We start from the raw sequence: 18,430 nt of genomic DNA, 5'->3' as shown, positions 1-18,430 counted from the left end.
CCTTTATCATCCCGCATTTGTATATTTTCCATTCTTTAAAGCGGGCGTAATAATATGTTTCAATGAACGATGTAATTTTGTTACGAGAACTGCCGCAATAATTGCTTTTATACAATCCCCTGGTAAAAACACAGCACTCACTTTCATTGTCTCCCATACAGAAACATCCATTAAGAACGCTTGTACAGTAATACCAAATACATAAACTACGAAAATACCACCAATTATATTAATACATAATACTTTTATAATAGAAACTTCACGTAAACGCTCAATTAAATAACCAATGACAAACGCTCCAATGATATAACCAAGTAAATATCCTGCACTTGGTCCAACAAATACACCTGGGCCACCGCGTCCACCAGCAAGTAATGGTGCTCCAACTCCTACAATAAGTAAGAAAATAAGCTGACTTATTGCACCTAGACGTGATCCTAACAGTCCACCAGCAAGCATAACACCGAGTGATTGTAATGTAATCGGAACTGGTGTAATAGCAAGAGCAATCGGAGGTATTAACCCTAACACTCCCATAATAGAACTAAATAAAGCGACAAAAACTAAGTTTTTTGTATTCATATTTGCTTCTCCTATTTGTAAACTTAAAATTTATTTTAGGTAACATATCACAAAAAATATATTATCTTTCCACTCCTCTTTTGTCAACTATTAATGTATTAGAGTTTACAAATAGAAGTTCACTTATTTCTCTCTATGCAAATGCTCCAGTTCTTTCCGAAGCGCCTGTTTTAAAAACTTCCCAACAGATGTTTTCGGTATTTCTTCCATAAAGACAATATCGTCTGGCAACCACCACTTCGCAAACTGTGGTTTTAAAAACTCATATATTTCTTCTTTTGTAACCGTACTATTTTTCTTTTGAACAACGCAGGCAATTGGTCGCTCTTGCCACTGAGGGTGAGGAACTGCAACGACAGCCGCTTCAAATATAGCATCATGTGCCATTAAAGCATTTTCAAGATCGACCGAAGAAATCCATTCTCCCCCGCTTTTAATAACATCCTTCGTACGGTCAACAATTTTCACGCAACCTTCCTCATCCACTGTGACAACATCACCAGTATATAACCATCCATCGCGAAAACCTTCGACAGTACGATCATCGTTATAATAGCTTTCAGCGATCCAAGGTGCTCGTAAACATAGTTCTCCCATCTCCGTACCGTCCCACTTCACTTCACCATTTGTACCGACTACTTTCATCTCTACACCAGGGACAAGATACCCTTGCTTCGATCTAATTTCTAATTGCTCTTCATACGATAATTCTGTTTCATAACTTTTTAAACGTGCAAGTGTTACGAGTGGGCTTGTTTCGGTCATACCATATGCATGGATGAAAGGAACATTGTGTTTCTGTTCAAATGCTTTAATAACACTTTTCGGTGCGGCTGCACCACCACATAGTATTCTCGTCATACTAGATAAATCATAACTATTATTTTCTAACTCTTGTAATACACCGAGCCAAATTGTCGGCACACCGGCAGCTAACGTCACTTTTTCAGATTGGATCATTTCTAATAAAATTTTCGGCGTAAACATCGGTCCTGGAAGAACTTGTTTTGATCCAAACCAAGTAGCAGCGAAAGGAAGTCCCCAAGCATTCACATGGAACATCGGTACAATTGCCATCGCCGCGTCACTTTCCGATAAAGCAGCTGTATCCGCTAAACCGAGTGCCATGCAATGCAGTACAGTACTACGATGCGTATATACAACACCTTTCGGATTTCCTGTAGTCGCTGACGTATAACACATACCAGCAGGTGTATTTTCATCAATATCTTTTACAAATTGGAAAGTTGGATCGCCTTCTTCTAATAGCTTTTCATAATGATATACAGGCTTCAGCGTAGTATTTGGGAGTTCATCTTTATCAGTCATAATAATGTAAGCTTGTACAGTTGATAATTGTGATTGAATATTTTCAACAAGCGGTATGAGATCTTCATCTATAAGTAGAATTCGGTCTTCTGCGTGCTGAATAATGTATGAAATATGTTGAGGAGATAAACGAATATTAATTGTGTGTAAAACGGAAGCAATACCAGGAATAGCAAAATACGCTTCCACATGTCGATGATGATTCCACGCTAACGTTCCTATACGCTCGCCTTCCTTAATCCCAAGCTTTTTTAACGCACTAGAAAGTCTTCTCGTCCTTTCTCCTAACTGCTTATACGTTAATGTCGTAATGGTATCATGTGTGCGAGAAACAATTTCTTTCTTTGAGAATAACTTTTCTGCTCTTTCCATCATAGAACTAATTGTTAGCGGTACATTCATCATCATATTGGTTATATCCCCCTTTAAAGCGTTTTCATTTTTCGTTTATTATAACAGACTTCTACAAATGATTACGATATTTTTCTGTATTTTCTGAATTATTCCTTTGGAAATAAATCTAAAGTAGAAATTCCAGGGTGTTTACATAAAGAAGTATATTGCGCTATATACCACTTATAAGTTCGGGATTTACGGATTTGAAATTTCCAATGGTTTGTTACCTTATTTATAGGATCTAGGTGGGATAGCAAAATGGGCAATAGGGGTATTTGTCAAAACTTATTTTGCGGTCCATCTTCAAATTCCACCTCCAATTTATAAAGGTAAGGGGATAATTATGAAAAAACAAGCAATCACTGTCATTGCAACCGTGTTAACGTATTTTTTATTTTTAAATGTAGGACATGCTCAAGAAAAACCTAAGCAATATTACACCGTTTTATTAAAAGACCCATCAAAATTAGACCAAGGCATTACCGAAATAAAACAGAAGGATGGAGAAATTACTTACACTGTCCCGGAGATAGGACTCATTCAATTCAAAGGAGATACACAAGTGTCTACAAATCAATCTCCTTTATTCGAATCAGTTAATCCTTCTTTGCAAGTCGAAACACCAGAGATTTCTCATTCCATAAAGATACCTAATTTATCTAATTTTTCAACAAAAACCTTAGATACAAACCTACCTCCCTTATGGGATATGCAGTGGGACATGAAGGAACTTACTCATAATGGAGAAAGTTATAAAAAGGAAACTGGCTCTCATAATGTGGTTGTTGGAATTATTGATTCGGGAGTCGATGTGGATCATCCTGACTTAGTAAAAAACCTTATTCCCGGATCTAAAAATTTCGTTCCAAAAGGAGGATTGAGAGGTACTGAACCTGAAGAAACAGGCGATATTAATAATATCAATGATATCAACGGCCATGGAACTCTCGTTACTGGATCTATTGCTGCAAATGGGGAAATAAAAGGTGTTGCTCCTAATACGGGAATCAGAGCATATCGTGTATTTGGAAATAAATCAGCTGATGCAGCTTGGGTCATTAATGCCATCATCGAAGCAGCTAAGGATGATGTAGATGTCATCAACCTTAGTCTTGGTTCCTATTATGTAAATGGAAAAGTCTATGAAAATGGAAAACTTGTAGACAATGGATGGGCAGAAGTAGAAGGTTACAAACGTGCTATAGAATATGCCAATCAACGTGGTAGTATAGTAGTAGCTTCTGCAGGAAATGATTCTATAAACGTGGCTAATAAACAGGAGCTAAATAACTTTCTTAAACAAAAATATGAAAAAGAGGGTAAAACATATACTGGTGTAGGAATAGAAGCACCTGGGGAATTACCAGGAGTAGTAACAGTATCGTCTACTGGTCCAACTGGACAACGTTCTGTATTCTCTAATTACGGAGAAGGATTCATTGACATATCTGCTCCAGGAGGAGATTATCGTTTGTGGCAACAATATGGCGAAGAGGTATGGTGGAATACTGGTCTTTTCCGACAAGAAGAAGTACTGACAACTTTTAATACTGGAAGATACTTATTTGCCGCTGGAACATCGATGGCAGTTCCGAAAGTATCCGCTACACTAGCTCTAATTATCAATCACTATAATTATAAAAATCAACCAAATCGATCAATTTCACACCTTTACAAAAATGGAATAAAGAAAGATATAGCACCTGATAAAGCTTCTTGGGGGTACGGACAGCTGGATGTATATAATGCTATTAAATAACGGAGAAGGAACTATGACAATTCATAGTTCCTTTTTTTATTACTAAACAGAGCGTGTATCGTGAATGAAATCCGAGCTCCTTGAATCTCATTATTTTCAGCATGAATTTCTCCACCATGTTTTTCAACCAATTTTTCTACAATATACAAACCTAGTCCATGATGTAGTTGATTTGACCTTGAAAGATCCCCTTGGTAGAATTTACTAAATAAAAATGGAATATCTTTAGTATTAAATCCAACTCCAGAATCCGAGATAGAAAAAGACATAACGTCTTTTTTCACCTCCACTTGCACATTAATCCTTCCTTTTTTTGGCGTAAAGCGAATACTATTAGAAATAATATTCGTCAGAATTTGATGCAAGCGATTTGGATCAAGTGCAAACTTAAGATTTTTTTCTTCTGGTTTAATAAGTAAAGTATAGGTTAATTGGATATCTTCATTTTTTGCCAATTCCTTAAACTCTTCAAGCATTTCTGGAATCATTTCAGCTGGAGCTATATTACAAATCATAAGAGTGAAATCAGGGTTATCCACTTCAGAAATTCTTCTCATCTCTTCGGTTAAATGCAATACTCTTTCGGTATTATTCTTTATTGTTTGTAAGTAGTGATGAAGTCGTTTTTGATTATTTGGCATGGGCTCCATTAATACTTCTACATGAGACAAAATAATAGTTAGCGGTGTTCGCAAATCATGTGCAATGGAAGCAACCATATCCCGACGTTCCTGTTCTAATTTCCATTGAACATATAATGAATTTTTTAATTCTTCCTTCATACTGTTAAATGAATCAATTAATATACCTATTTCATTTTCACTTTCATATTTTATTTCAAAGTCTAAATCTTTGTTTTTAATTTTTTGTGAGGCCATTATTACTTCTTTAATAGGTTTATTCAATTGTTTTCCTAAACGTTTAGCTAATAGATAAGAATAAAGCGTTAAAAATATAAAAGGAATAAGAAAAGCAATAATAAAAACATATTCTATGTAATAATCAATAGATGCAGCTAGTATGTATCGTACAGCAAGCACACCAACTAGTTGATCATTACTCATAATTGGAATGTATTTTGTAATTAGTTTACCATTTTGAGTAGAGGTATTTATTTTATGATACACTTCTTTATCGTTTTTCAATAATTCATCACTCAATGTACCATATAACCTATTTCCATTCGTATTCATAACTTGATAAGTAATTCCTTGCATTGGAATCACTTTCTCTATTTTTTTTTGATAGGATAAATCTACTATTTTATCTCCATTCATTTCTACAAATTTTTCAATGCTAGGCACTTGTTTTTCATAATGGTTGGCAGGTAAAACAGATTTTTCATTATAAATAAAAAGAAAAGAGTATATTAAAATTAACGTACAAACCGTACTGACAATACTTAAAAATATTACAGCTGCAAATGTTAGAATAAATTGGTTTTTCAACGATAATTTTTTTAACATTAACATTTCTCCAACTTATAGCCAACTCCCCATACGGTTTTAATATGGTAAGTTGACATACCCAAACTTAATTTAGCTCTTAAGTTATTAATATGCACTATTATTGTATTGAGATCTCCTACTGCATCCAATCCCCAAATTTTCTCATAAATTTGTTCCTTAGAAAAAATTTGTCCTAAATTTACCGTTAAAAGCTCTAATATTTTAAACTCTTTACTCGTTACATCTATTTTTACTCCATCAATAAAAACATCATGCTGTAAATAGTTAATGGTCAAGTTTCCTAAGAAACGTTGATTTTGCAAGTTTACACGTTCTCTTTTCTCACGCCTCAAGTGGGCCTCCACACGTGCGATGAGCTCCTTAACTTGGAATGGTTTTGTAATATAATCATCTCCACCTAAAGTAAAGCCTTTCACTTTATCTATTTCTGAATGTTTAGCACTCAAAAATAGAATCGGGCATTTTATTTGTTCACGAACGACCTTACAAAATTCAAAACCGTCCATTTTTGGCATCATAATATCTAAAATGACTAAATCAACTTGTGTTTTCAAATGATTTAGAGCTTGTTCTCCATTGTAGGCCTTGAGAACTTTATAACCCCGATCACAGAATATATCAGAGAGTACATCTACAATTTCTGACTCATCATCTACAACAAGAATCGTTCCATTCAAAAAAACACTCCTCTCTAGTTTATTTTAAAACTCTTATTATTTTGTGAAATATATTTTCTTGCTAATTAATATTCTTTTCATGAACAACCTTCTTATAATAAACGTGGTTTGAAATGAAGCAAAATACCAATTGGAATACCAAGAAAATAAAAAATATTAATATTATTGAGTAAATTTTAAATCCTCCCAATATATTTTGCAAGGCATAGATTGCTATGAATAGATTTATTCCCCCGAGAATAATTGGTACAAAGAAAATTATTGCAATTTGAACTCTTAATGTTTTTTTTATTTCATTGAAATTCAAACCAATTTTTCTTAAAGCGTGAAATATTTTTCTATCATTAGATATATCTTCGTATAACTTAAACCAAAGAAGACTGGATAAAGCAATTAGCAAGATAAAACCAATAAATAATGCTATTATCCATAAAACTGAAGTTAATTGAACTGTATTTTCATAATGAAGAAGACGAACGCTGGACTGTTCCTTTATCTCTAAAGGGAGTGCCTCAAATAAAGTTTTTAGTGCACTATAACTCTTATTATCTTCCTTGAAATCTAATGTATAAAATGAAACATGTTGAGTAGGTAATATTCCCTTCTCTAATTCATTAAGTATATCTGCTGGTACAAAAACTACATTATCTATCCCAGATACCGGGTTTATCGCATGTCCTTCAACTACATTTTTTACTATCAATTTTGTATTCCCTTTATTTGTTTGGATATTCAACTTATCGATATTAGCATTTTTTTTACTAAATAACAGGTTATCTTTTTTTGTTTTTGTCCAGTTCTTTATAAAGAATGAATTTGTTTGTAGTATAAGAGTTTGTCCTTCTTCCTTTGATGATTTCAGTAATACACCTTCCCATTTTTTCTTATGAAATCCCTCAACCTCTCCTTTGAAATTTTTTTCTAAATCAGATTCTAATGTATTCTCTTGTTTTTTATCAACAATAAATACAGCTGGCTGTGGGTGGCTACTTCGCATTCTTTGATCATTCAACTCCGAATATAAATATATAGAGCTGATTAATATCATTATCATTGATAAGAATATTGAAACAAGAAAGATGATTTTAGCATTATAATAAAGTTTTTTCCTTAGACTTATAAATATTAGCATTCGAATGCCATTTAAATGTTTTTTTTCTTTATTAATTAAATACGATACAGTTCCTACTAATCCGTGTGAACAAAAAAGGTACGTCCCTAACAATAAAAGAGCAGATAAAGGCAAAAAAGAAAATAATAGTACAGGTAAAGTTGCATAAAGGATAAAAACATACGAAATAACCAAAATTAACAGGGAAATTATGAATTTCTTCTTAGAAAACCTAGGTAAATCTTTTGTTTTTTTTGTCTCTTGAAATAACTCCAAAACAGAAATGCGTCCAATTTTATAATAACTACGTAATGAAACAAAAAAGAATAGAACTCCAAACAAAATAACTGTAAAAAAAGTAGCAATTGGAGAGAAGAAATAGGAAAATGACTCACTTAAGAAGAGCGATTTCCCGATGAATTCAAAAAAGCTTTTTGATAGTGCTATACCAAGTATAATTCCAATTACGATAGAAATTGCTCCAATTATCGTATTCTCTAAAACAATGATAATAAATAATTGTTTTTTAGAAGCTCCGAACGTTTTCCAAATACCAATTTCCTTTTTCCGTTCAGTAAGAAAATGGTCATAAGAATAGGAAATGAAAAAACATGAAAATAGCAGGATAATGAATTCACATGCAATTAACAGTTGCTCTATTCCAGAAACTTTTGGATATGAAAGAAATGCTGCATACATATAAAAAATTGTAACTGATAGAATACTACTTACAAGATACACTATATACAGTGAAAAATTGCGAGTTATATTTTTAAGTGCGAGTGAAAATATTGACATCATTCTCCCCCACTTCTTTAGAGATATACAGTAGTATACGTTGATTGAAACTGAATTGCTTTTCTTCATAGGAACGTTGCATCTCATGAACAATCTTGCCATCTTTCAAAAATATGACCCTGTTGCAAAAACTAGCAGCTACAGAGTCGTGAGTTACCATTAAAATAGTTGTTTTATGTGTTTCATTCAATGTTTTTAGTATATTCAATACATCATAAGCAGATTTTGAATCTAGATTTCCCGTCGGTTCATCAGCAAATAACAGATAAGGATCATTAATTAATGAACGGATAATAGCTGCTCTTTGTTGTTGTCCCCCAGAGATTTCATAGGGATACTTTGGCAAAAGTGATTCAATATTTAGTTCATTCCCTAATGTATTGAGTTTATCCCTGACACCTTTTTTACTCCCCATTCTTAAAGCTGCGGGTAGAAGAATATTTTCTTCAATTGTTAAATGATCTAACAAATTATAATTTTGAAAAATAAAACCAATATTTTCACGACGATAATTGCTTAATTGATCACCATCCATATTAGTTAAATTTTGTCCTTTAATTGTAATATCTCCATTTGAAGGAAAATCAAGAGAGGAAAGTACATTTAAAAGTGTAGACTTTCCACTCCCTGAAGGTCCCATAATTCCTACAAAATCTCCTTCATGAACAGTTAAGTTGACATTATTTAAAACTGGATATTCTCGGAATTTAGTTTTGTAAACTTTTTCGATTCCTTTAGCTTCTAACATAATCATGGTATACCTCCATTCTATCCTGTGCATTAACATGTAAATTCTTTTTTATTCCAAATGCTTATACAAACGCTAACACTAATAATCATGATACCTAGAATCAGAACGTATAAAGTGTTACTTCCTGTGCTGAGCGCATGGAAGATACTCTGGACAGATAATAAAAAGAACGATAATTGACTAATGTACAAGCACCCGATGTAGATTCCGATCAGAAGGAAAAAGCTAATAACTGCATTTGAAATTATGACACTTATTAAACTAGCAAGAGCTAAGCCACACATTTGAATAATAAAAAACAATCCATATACTTGTACTGTATATAATATCGCTTCTATCGCGGTCTTTTGTTGGCCGTAGAACATAAAAGCATCATCGGCTTTAAAAAACACCAACCCAAGTACTATGCCAACAAAAAGAACAACAAATAAGTAGAGTAACACCATTATAGAAAGAGAAAACCATTTTGACATAAGAAAGGTTATACGTTGAAAAGGCCTAATTAAAAATAGACGATATGCTCCTGAGTTGTATTCTACATTTAAGCTATTCAAGAAACATACAGGCATGAAAATCAAAGTAATTAAGAAAGAAGATTCCTTTAATAAAAACCATGAAAAATTCCAAGAATTTAGTGGAACTTGTTGCCCATCATTATAAATCCCCACTCCATAGTACTTTAAAAACCAAGCCTGAAGAAAAACAATGACAGTAAAAATCCCCAACATCCATTTGCTTTTTTTCTGATTCCATAGTCGTTCCCATTCACTTATAACTAATGCTTTCAATTAAACTCCCTCCTAGTTTTCAAATAAAATAATCTCTTTTCACAAATGACAGGTATGCGAACATTCCAAATAGGAAAATATAAATCGCTTCCACTATAACAATATAAATGTTTATACTATTACTTGTTGAAAGTATAAATGCTATACCTGTATGCTGAATTTTAACGATTGACATGTACATAAGGTGTAGTACAGTATTAGCGCTAATTATCGTTTGGTTAGAGAATTCTAAAATCTGTGGAATTGCAATAGCAAAGAAAATAAAGGCTACTCCTGATCCAAGAGTAATCATCGTACTTCTACTTAACGCCCCTATTAATGTAAATACAGAAACAATACAAACCATAGTAATGAAACATGCGAAGAAATACTTTAAGTTATATAATATCGCCCCTGCAATAGACACCTTGGTTTCATCTATAAATGTTATTAATGTATCTACCTTTGGAAAGAATAAATAACCCGCTATAGAATTAAAAATCCAAAACAAAGTTAAATATAGAAACATGGTAGTTAATATAGTAGCAAGTTTAGCTACAAACAATTGTGAGGTAGAGAATGGACGAATTAAAATCATTCTTAATTGTCCATTTTCTACTTCATACGCTATAACAGTGGAAATCAGTATTATAGCGATAATATTAAACGAAACCACAAGATGCTCAGAAATACTTATTATAGGAAAATTTAAAGCAGTAACGTAATCTGGTCTTCCAGGAGAAGTATGTTGATTCCAGTTTAAGTAATATTTCACTGACGCAACTACCATTAAAGGTAAGAAAAGCAAGATTAACCAAGTTATTTTTTGCGTCCAAAGCCTTTCGAATTCAGAAATAAAAAGTCCCCTCATGATGTCATCATCTCCACAAACACATCTTCCAACCTTTTTGTTGGATCTGTAATTAATTCATCTTTCCTTCCTTGCGTAATAAGTTTTCCATTTCTAATTATGACAAGACGGTCACACATTTGCTGAATTTCATCTAGTAAATGGCTTGAAATAAAAAAGGTTAAATTTTTCTTTTCACGAAGTTCAAGAATTAATTCCCTTAACTCTCTCATGCCCATAGGATCCAGGCCATTTGCTGGCTCATCTAACAAAATAACATCAGGATCACCTAGAAGAGCTTGTGCAATGCCAAGTCGCTGTCTCATTCCTAATGAATAATTTTTAATTTTCACATCCGCATCCTCAGTTAACCTTACAATAGATAGTATTGCTTCTACTTGTTCCAATTGTTCTTTTCGCGAAAGAGCAGGGTATAATCTCGCTAAATTTTGTAGCATTTTTCTACCCGTCATATATGGGAAGAATATTGGTGATTCAATAATTGCCCCCATATTCATCAAAGCCTGTTGTCTATTTTGATTTACATCTTGACCACTTATTTTTATGGCCCCTTTTGTCGGGCGAATTAATCCTGTAAACATACGCATAACAGTTGTTTTTCCTGCCCCATTCGGCCCCAGAAAACCACAAATATCTCCTTTATATATTTTAGTTGAAAAATCATTTACTATTGTCTTACCACCTACTGTTTTTGTTAAGTGATTTGCTTCTAAAACTATTTCATTATTCATATAAAATCCCTCCTTATGGACTAATATAGAAGACAAATATAAAAAAAAAATAAAGAAAAGAAAGAAAAAAATAAAAAACTCACATTTTTGTGAGTTTTAGTGCATTTCAACTGTTTCATGTACAGTTACTGACTTTCTTTTCTCAAATTCCTTAAAGAGTATATGCAATACTTCTTGATTATTAGGTAAAACATAGTTCGGTTTCAAAGACATAGTCGCAATTTCAAAAGCCGTTGTTTTCAAAGGCGGAATCACTATATGATCATATTCTCCTAAAAGACTAACATTATTCTGAACTACTTTTTTCTCCCACATTAATTTGTTCATATTAGGAAAAAAGAGAACTGGTTTATCATGAGCAAGAATGACTGTACTTAATAAATCATCAGCTAAACCATGAGCTACTTTTGAAATAGTATTTCCTGTAGCCGGTAGTACCATTAGTAAGTCTGCCCATCTAGCCAATTCCACATGACCTGGTTTACCACTTAGAGTAAGTTCCTCATCAACAAATACCTCATTACAATATAATTTCACAGTTTCTGCAGGGATAAGCTTTATTGCACTTTTTGTCATGATAACCTTTACTTCACTAAAATTCGCTTTCAATATAGCTAAATATTGAAAAATCCCAGCTACTGCAATAGATCCGCTTACTCCTACTAATATTTTCTTAGAACTGAGCAATTGCTTCATTTGGTCCATACTGTAACATCCTCTCAATTTTTTATTAGGAAATTAAAAATACTCCGTCCCACCATGGCTCCTCTACTGCGCTTAGACTTAATAAAGTTAAAAGTACACCACTTACACCTTCCAATAGTCCAACCTTGTTTAACTCATTGGATGTTTGCTCATTGGATTGTAAGTCTTTAAAACCAAATGGTGCTTGAGGATCATATGCATCCATTACATAATCTATTAATTTTATAATGGACTGCATCGATATCTCCCCATTTTCATCCTTTGCCATCCTAATAGACATTTGTAATAATCCCGCTCTTCCATGACAAAATGTTGGAGATGCTAAATCCCATTCCTCCTCACTTTGCAAAAGTGTATCTTGATAAGAACTTAAAGCTATTTTCATGGATTTCTGATCCTTCAAAGATCTCCCAGCCAAATAGAGAGCTCTTGCTACTCCTGGATTTCCATAGCACCAACCTTTTCGCTTTGGATACACATGGTATGCTTGGTCATTGACCACTTCTTTAAAACTAAGCCTGGCAGGCCACGAACCTTCATCTTGCCATCTTATTAACCAATCTATCATTTTACGAATCGCTTGCTTTTGCCCAGGGACTTCAATTCCTTGTTCAATAGCCAACGCCATCAAGGAAAGCGGGCCAGGCATTCCATGAGCATGGCCACAATTGAAATTCCCATCCGGAAATAGTATCTTATCAGTTTCCAAAAACTGATTGGCGTACGGTACGTACCAACCAGGTACAACTTCACCATTCACTTCAATGTCATTAGACATATTAATAAAACAATTGAGAATTTTTTTGAGTGCTTCTGAATTTGATTCAAGTTGAATATTTTGCAACAAATAACGACCTACTCCAGTAGCGCCCTGAATTGTATCGTACATAAATGGATGAACACCACACTCTTCTTTCTGATAGTTCAATACAAGATGTAACTGCGATAATACAAATTCATTTAACTTTTTCAAAAATATATGATATCTTTCATAGTTACGCGAAGCATATGAAGTCGCATACGCAATACCAGAAACACCGCCAAACATAGAAATACTATTCACACCTTGTTTTTCTATTGCCTTTTGTATTTCTATCAAGTGACTATGTGCAATAAGATCCCATCCCTCTTCTGGAAACTGTCGATCTAATTCTGCAAATAACATAATAGTTCCTGGATAACCATGGGATAAAGTAATGGGGTCCCATGGATGAAGTGTTCCTCCGTTTGGTATATTATCAGGCTCCATAACAATTTTTTCTACATACATCGGATCCTTTAATCGCTCTGCTATATCACGAACTAACTTTAATGCTTTATTTCTTTTTTCAATACTAATTCCCTGTAACCAAAATGATTTTTTTTCTGTAGTTAATCGCATAGTTTTCTCCTCTCTAATTACACCTTCACTTGAATTTTAGAATGATTTATAAAATTTTTAGCTTGCAACTCAAATAGTCTTGCGTATATTCCTTTTACTTTTAGTAATTCATTATGAGTACCTAGTTCCGCGACTCTACCTTTATCAAGGACCATAATCTTTGTAGCATGCCTTACAGTTGAATACCGATGAGATATAAAAAGCCCCATACAATTCTTTGTAATTTCTTTAAAATCTCTAAAAACCTCTTCTTCTGCTTCTGGATCTAATGCGGCAGTAGGTTCATCTAGAATATATAGGCCCGCATCCCTCATGTATGCTCGTGAAATGGCGATTCTTTGCCATTGTCCTCCAGATAACTGTATTCCGTTCGCAAAAGTTTTACCAAGTTGTGTATCCATTTTGTTAGGCAAATTATTAATCATCTTTAATGCTCCAGATTTTTTAGCAGCCGCTTGTATAGCCATCACTTGATCGGCTTTTTTATAATCACCATAGCCAATATTATCTTTAACATCTAGTTCATATCTAACAAAGTCTTGGAAAATGGCACTAACCTTATCCTGCCATTCATTTGTACTGTATTGATGAATGGATTTTCCATCTAATAGAATAATCCCTTCAAAGTCCGTATAAAGTTTTGTAATTAACTTTACAATTGTAGATTTACCCGAACCATTAGATCCGACAAGAGCCAATGTTTCACCTGGTTTTATGTGAAAATTCACTTTTTTTAATATATATTCTTTTTGACCGGGATACTTAAAAGAGACATTTATAAATCGAATACCTTTTTCTTCAAAAGAGATACTTTCTATATAAGTATTGTCTCTATTATTTGAAGCATCCCTTTCTTCAGGGATGTCCAAAAATGAGAATAGTTGAGTCATATAAAGATTGTTTTGATGCATATTAAAAATCATATACATTAATTCATTAGATGTTTTTTGTGTAGTATTTACAGCTTGAAAATAAGCGATAAGACTTCCAATAGCAATAATCCCTGTTACAGCATCCATAACCACCATAAACTGCACAAACATTACAAAAGCAACACTAATTAATTGGAAAAACAGGTCAATCCTCATCTTTTTTAAAAGCAAATGTCTATCTTGCTGATAAAATAGATTGAAGATATTCGAATAATTTTTGAGAAGCAAATTGCCTAATCCAAATAATTTCACTTCTTTTACTGTGATGTCTGTTGTTAGCAAATAGTAGTAGTAAAATTGTTTTCGTGTTTCTTCAGCACGCTTATGACTAATTAAAAAAATTTCTTTTCCAATTTTCATGATGGACCAAGAAGAGATTAGTGGTAACAAAATTAAAATTAGGGTAAACTGCCAATTCCAAATCATTAAGATACCGGAAATAGAAATCACAGTTATTCCACTTTTTATAATCCCCATAAGTTCTTCAAAAATGGCAAATGGTTTATATGTGGAATCTTGACGCGCTCTTTGAAGTTTATTGTAAATTTCTGGGTTCTCAAAACTGGAATAAGGTAATCTTTTTGCTTTTTCTATTAATTTTACATTGATTTTATTAGAAAGAAGATTTCGGTAAAGCTGTTTATATGTTTCCAAAACGGATCCTGTAACACCCGTTAAAATTGTAACTAGTGCAAAAGCTATAAAAAACGGTAAAACATGGGTAAAATAAGCATCCTGATACCCATTCTGGTAGATGTTCTGTACTGTATTAACGAGGTATTGGATTGTCAAAATCAATGCTGCAGGTAATAATCCATTTAAAAAATTTAAGGTAAGCACACAGAAGAAATACCCTCTGTGCGTTTCCCATAAAAGTTTAAATAAACCAGGCCAATAATGAAAAGACTTTAGAATATTTATAAATGATAGTTTCTCATCTTCAGGTACGTGATTGAGTATCTGTTTCATTCTGATTCCTCCAATATCGCTGGCTTGATAAGATATGCCGCGTAAAGGCAAGTGCTTTTTTCTCTAGTTCTCGATTAGCTCCCAATAGTCGATTACAATGCATATGAATAATTGCTCCCATAATTGTTTGTTGTTTATTCCAGAGCATGTCTTCATTTTTATATTGTTGAATGCTGGAAACATATTCTTTTAAGGATTCTCTCCGAACTAATAAACTTTTATAAATTTCTTGTCCAATTGCTGAATTGTAATTACGTAAATTACTCCAATCACCTTCAGAATTTCCAATGTTACTTAATAATTTTCTCATTGGTCTAAATTCATCAATGAATTCATATTTATCCGTATTGCTTTCTATGGTTTCCAATTGTTGTTCATAAGTTAATCCAAAATTATCCATGATCTCAATTATGTTTAAGGATGCTAATACATGTACTGGCAGTTCCGCTTGTTGTCCTATCACATTAAGAAGCATTGTTACTGACCTACTATCGTAATGGAAGAAATTCTCGGCCAATTCTATCAGATACGGACCACCATATCGTTCTACTTCTCGTTCATACGTATCAACCGTCATTTTGTGGATAAATCCAGAGTCCATTAAATTATTTGCCCAATCCCTTAAATAGGTAAGAACAGATGCATTCAACTTCTCGGGATCTCCATAAAAACGCAAACGAATATGAGCATCCGGATCACGATATCGCATAAAGAACCATGATTGAGCCATACCACTTTGCACAATATAATTAGAAAATGATGTCATATATTTTGAAATAAATTCATTCTCTCTTGCTTGTGGAACATAAAGCTTAACATATAGCCATTCACTTCCAGGCAAACGGTAAATCATTTTCTCACTAACCATTTCTTTTTTCCCGTCTTCAACAGCTCCTATACTTTTTCTTTTAGCGACATCGTTCATTTTTTTCAATGGAAAAACAACTTCCATTGCATGACTACCAAGCGGACTGCTTAGACAATTTTTATTGATGTCCTGTAATGACTCTCTCAACTGTAATCTACCCTGCTTAAAAAGTTCATTCTTTAATTCTCGAAGGTGAAGAATATTTTCAAGATCAATTAAAATCCTGTTGTCGCTATACGTCATATATACATGGCGTGGAACCGTCCATTTCTCTCTCCATTTTTCAAATAGGATTAAAAATTCATCATCACTTTTAGGTTTATTTTTCATGCCAATAGTCTCTCTATTTAACTTCCAAATTGCAGGAGAAAGAATGATATTTTTGTAACGAATCCTTGGATAATAAGGTGAAGATGTCATATTACCCCAATTAAATATTCTCCAGTGGTCTAAATCATTTAGAGAAACTTCTCTCATGAAGCGATAAATATTAGGGCCACTTTGGTAATTTAATACATTACCAGCTACTACTTTAATTCTTTTCCCTAATTTTTTAGATTTTAGATAAAAGTTTTCTAATGATGCTCCAACAACAATGTCATCAATTGGAATTTGCAAAGTATCGTCATCTCCATTTGTTCCAAGAGTTACCGTTACTTCTCTTGTAGTTTTTCCAATTGCCACATTCGCTGAACGGCCAGTTGCCGGAAGAAAACTTCCCTCTACCATAACAATATCGTTATTAAATTGATGGTCAATCTCCACTTCTTGTTGCTGAATTTTACGTCTAACATTTGGATCTAAGATATCTAGAAATCGACCAAATGTGCTTCCTGCTGCATGAGACCCTGGATTTGGGCTTAGGCATAGCGTGTACTTTCCATTGTCTAATTCCTCTTGCGAAGTAGCATACAATTCTCCATATACTTCAAATGAATCCGGAGCGTATCGAGTATCTTTTTCTATTCCAATTCTGCTAATTATTTCATCTGTAATTTCAATTTCTTTTTGCTGATTATGAATAGCTTCAATAAGCATATATGATAATTGAACATTACGTTCTTCATCTAAAGGCAGCGTAAAATTTTCTCCATCCCTATTCCCTTTTGGGTTTTTATATGTCGCGGGTGCTCCAAGCCCTAATTCCTCACTTAAAAGTTCTACCAATGGAACTTCCCTGGTAGTTCCATATTTCTCCAAAAAATCAATATGATATTTTTGGAGATGAGGGAATCCAACTCCACTATCAGCTATACTCCATAACACCTGAGCTGCTTTACTAACATCATTTGCTACGTTTTTTCCAATGGCTAAATCTTGCGTATTTAGAGCGAAATCGACTTGAAGGGGTGTTGTAACTTCATAAATCCTCTTCATTAATAGGATAAGATTGTTGTAAACAGAAAGCCCCTTCCCAAGCGGTAATTGATCATAAACAAGTATTAAATCTTTTACCTTCAGTAAATCTTCCCATATTTGATTTTCACCAACTCTTATTTTTAACTTGTCAATCACATAATCAAATGGAGAGTCATATGTAAGTGGCGGTCTTAGTTCAGTTATAAGGTATTCTTGTTCTACCAACTGGAGAATAAAGTTTTCCATTACCTTTACTTCTGTGCCTGGATAGTCATTTTGCAACTTTTGGAGAAGCTCTTTCACTTTAATATGTGTTTCAGCTAAATCTAGAACTTTCCTAACAACTTCACTATACAAAATTGAAATATTCTCCTTTTTCTCCATATCCTTCTTGCGAAGTTGTCCACATTCAGTTGAAAAAGGTAAATATAGGCGATTTCCGACACGATAAGCAGCATGATTTTTACTAACCATTAAAGATTGGAGAATACTAGGATTTTTTTCAAGTGATGAAACCACTCCCAATAACCATTCCATATCAGGACGAGTTCTTTTCTTAAATTGTTCAAAATGGCTCATTTCAAGTAAAGATTTTTCCTTAAACTCTCCGGATGCTACCCCAGAAAAAGCTCCAAAAGGTGTTGGGCGTGTTGTCATTCTTAACATATATCTTAATACAGAAGATATTACTTGTTGTGTTTTCCTACTACTTAAATCACCATGTATATGTTTAAGAGATTCAAGCAATGAAGGACTTGCAATGGCAATAGCTTCCTTAATGTAATCCATTTCTGCATATTCTCTTAATTTTTTAATCAATACTTCTTGATTCTTAATTTGATATAACGCGTTAAATGGTAAAAACGGGGATCTAATCATAAAAAATGGTAGAGGTTCAAATATATTATTACATGCGGTTTTATTTGATGTATGGATAGGCTTCCTTTTTTCTGAAATCATTTTGAATCTTCCTTT

At 33.4% G+C, this 18,430-nt stretch carries 14 protein-coding genes; 1 reads left to right on the top strand and 13 read right to left on the bottom strand.

Going from position 1 to position 18,430, the window contains the following annotated elements:
- Window positions 1-6: 6 nt before the first annotated feature.
- Together H6481_RS17380 and H6481_RS17375 are read right to left on the bottom strand one after the other, a co-directional pair.
- Window positions 7-582 (bottom strand): biotin transporter BioY, encoded by a 576-nt coding sequence (locus tag H6481_RS17380; protein ID WP_097961064.1) that lies wholly within the window; start codon window positions 580-582, stop codon window positions 7-9.
- Window positions 583-705: 123 nt separating this feature from the next.
- Complete coding sequence (locus H6481_RS17375) at window positions 706-2,319, bottom strand: long-chain fatty acid--CoA ligase (protein WP_097961063.1); 1,614 nt, start codon at window positions 2,317-2,319, stop codon at window positions 706-708.
- Window positions 2,320-2,650: 331 nt separating this feature from the next.
- On the opposite strand from H6481_RS17375, the gene H6481_RS17370 reads away from it, so the two are divergent.
- A complete protein-coding gene (locus H6481_RS17370; RefSeq protein ID WP_078994804.1) occupies window positions 2,651-4,066 on the top strand; it encodes a S8 family serine peptidase in 1,416 nt (471 codons plus the stop codon).
- Between the two features lie 11 nt (window positions 4,067-4,077).
- On the opposite strand, the gene H6481_RS17365 is transcribed toward H6481_RS17370, so the two are convergent.
- From H6481_RS17365 to H6481_RS17315, 11 genes are all read right to left on the bottom strand, one after another.
- Window positions 4,078-5,532 carry a HAMP domain-containing sensor histidine kinase gene (locus H6481_RS17365; protein ID WP_043924693.1) on the bottom strand — a complete coding sequence of 485 codons (1,455 nt, stop codon included), beginning with the start codon at window positions 5,530-5,532 and terminating at the stop codon, window positions 4,078-4,080.
- A complete protein-coding gene (locus H6481_RS17360) occupies window positions 5,532-6,212 on the bottom strand; it encodes a response regulator transcription factor (RefSeq protein ID WP_023522741.1) in 681 nt (226 codons plus the stop codon). Before H6481_RS17360 ends, H6481_RS17365 begins: the two co-directional genes overlap by 1 nt.
- 61 nt (window positions 6,213-6,273) lie before the next feature.
- On the bottom strand, window positions 6,274-8,121 hold the full coding sequence (locus tag H6481_RS17355; protein ID WP_063548347.1) for an FtsX-like permease family protein: 1,848 nt from the start codon (window positions 8,119-8,121) through the stop codon (window positions 6,274-6,276).
- A complete protein-coding gene (locus tag H6481_RS17350; protein ID WP_023522743.1) occupies window positions 8,096-8,875 on the bottom strand; it encodes an ABC transporter ATP-binding protein in 780 nt (259 codons plus the stop codon). The genes H6481_RS17355 and H6481_RS17350 overlap by 26 nt, the downstream gene beginning before the upstream one ends.
- Window positions 8,876-8,901: 26 nt before the next feature.
- Complete coding sequence (locus H6481_RS17345) at window positions 8,902-9,660, bottom strand: ABC transporter permease (RefSeq protein WP_023522744.1); 759 nt, start codon at window positions 9,658-9,660, stop codon at window positions 8,902-8,904.
- A gap of 19 nt (window positions 9,661-9,679) precedes the next feature.
- Window positions 9,680-10,510 (bottom strand): ABC transporter permease, encoded by an 831-nt coding sequence (locus H6481_RS17340; RefSeq protein WP_063548349.1) that lies wholly within the window; start codon window positions 10,508-10,510, stop codon window positions 9,680-9,682.
- Window positions 10,507-11,241, bottom strand: coding sequence for an ATP-binding cassette domain-containing protein (locus H6481_RS17335; protein WP_063548351.1), 735 nt, complete (start codon window positions 11,239-11,241; stop codon window positions 10,507-10,509). The genes H6481_RS17340 and H6481_RS17335 overlap by 4 nt, the downstream gene beginning before the upstream one ends.
- 96 nt (window positions 11,242-11,337) lie before the next feature.
- Window positions 11,338-11,946: a flavoprotein gene (locus tag H6481_RS17330; protein ID WP_023522747.1), complete on the bottom strand. Its 609-nt coding sequence runs from the start codon at window positions 11,944-11,946 to the stop codon at window positions 11,338-11,340.
- Window positions 11,947-11,971: 25 nt separating this feature from the next.
- On the bottom strand, window positions 11,972-13,327 hold the full coding sequence (locus tag H6481_RS17325) for a lanthionine synthetase C family protein (protein WP_023522748.1): 1,356 nt from the start codon (window positions 13,325-13,327) through the stop codon (window positions 11,972-11,974).
- A 17-nt stretch (window positions 13,328-13,344) separates the two neighbouring features.
- On the bottom strand, window positions 13,345-15,228 hold the full coding sequence (locus H6481_RS17320; RefSeq protein ID WP_182812465.1) for an ABC transporter ATP-binding protein: 1,884 nt from the start codon (window positions 15,226-15,228) through the stop codon (window positions 13,345-13,347).
- Window positions 15,200-18,415 carry a lantibiotic dehydratase gene (locus tag H6481_RS17315; RefSeq protein WP_088021344.1) on the bottom strand — a complete coding sequence of 1,072 codons (3,216 nt, stop codon included), beginning with the start codon at window positions 18,413-18,415 and terminating at the stop codon, window positions 15,200-15,202. The genes H6481_RS17320 and H6481_RS17315 overlap by 29 nt, the downstream gene beginning before the upstream one ends.
- Between the last annotated feature and the right edge of the window lie 15 nt (window positions 18,416-18,430).

This window comes from Bacillus sp. ME78, assembly GCF_903970865.1.
GTDB lineage: Bacteria > Bacillota > Bacilli > Bacillales > Bacillaceae_G > Bacillus_A > Bacillus_A cereus.
Note: the sequence above shows the minus strand (reverse complement) of the source record. Positions and strands in the feature narration are given on the sequence as shown.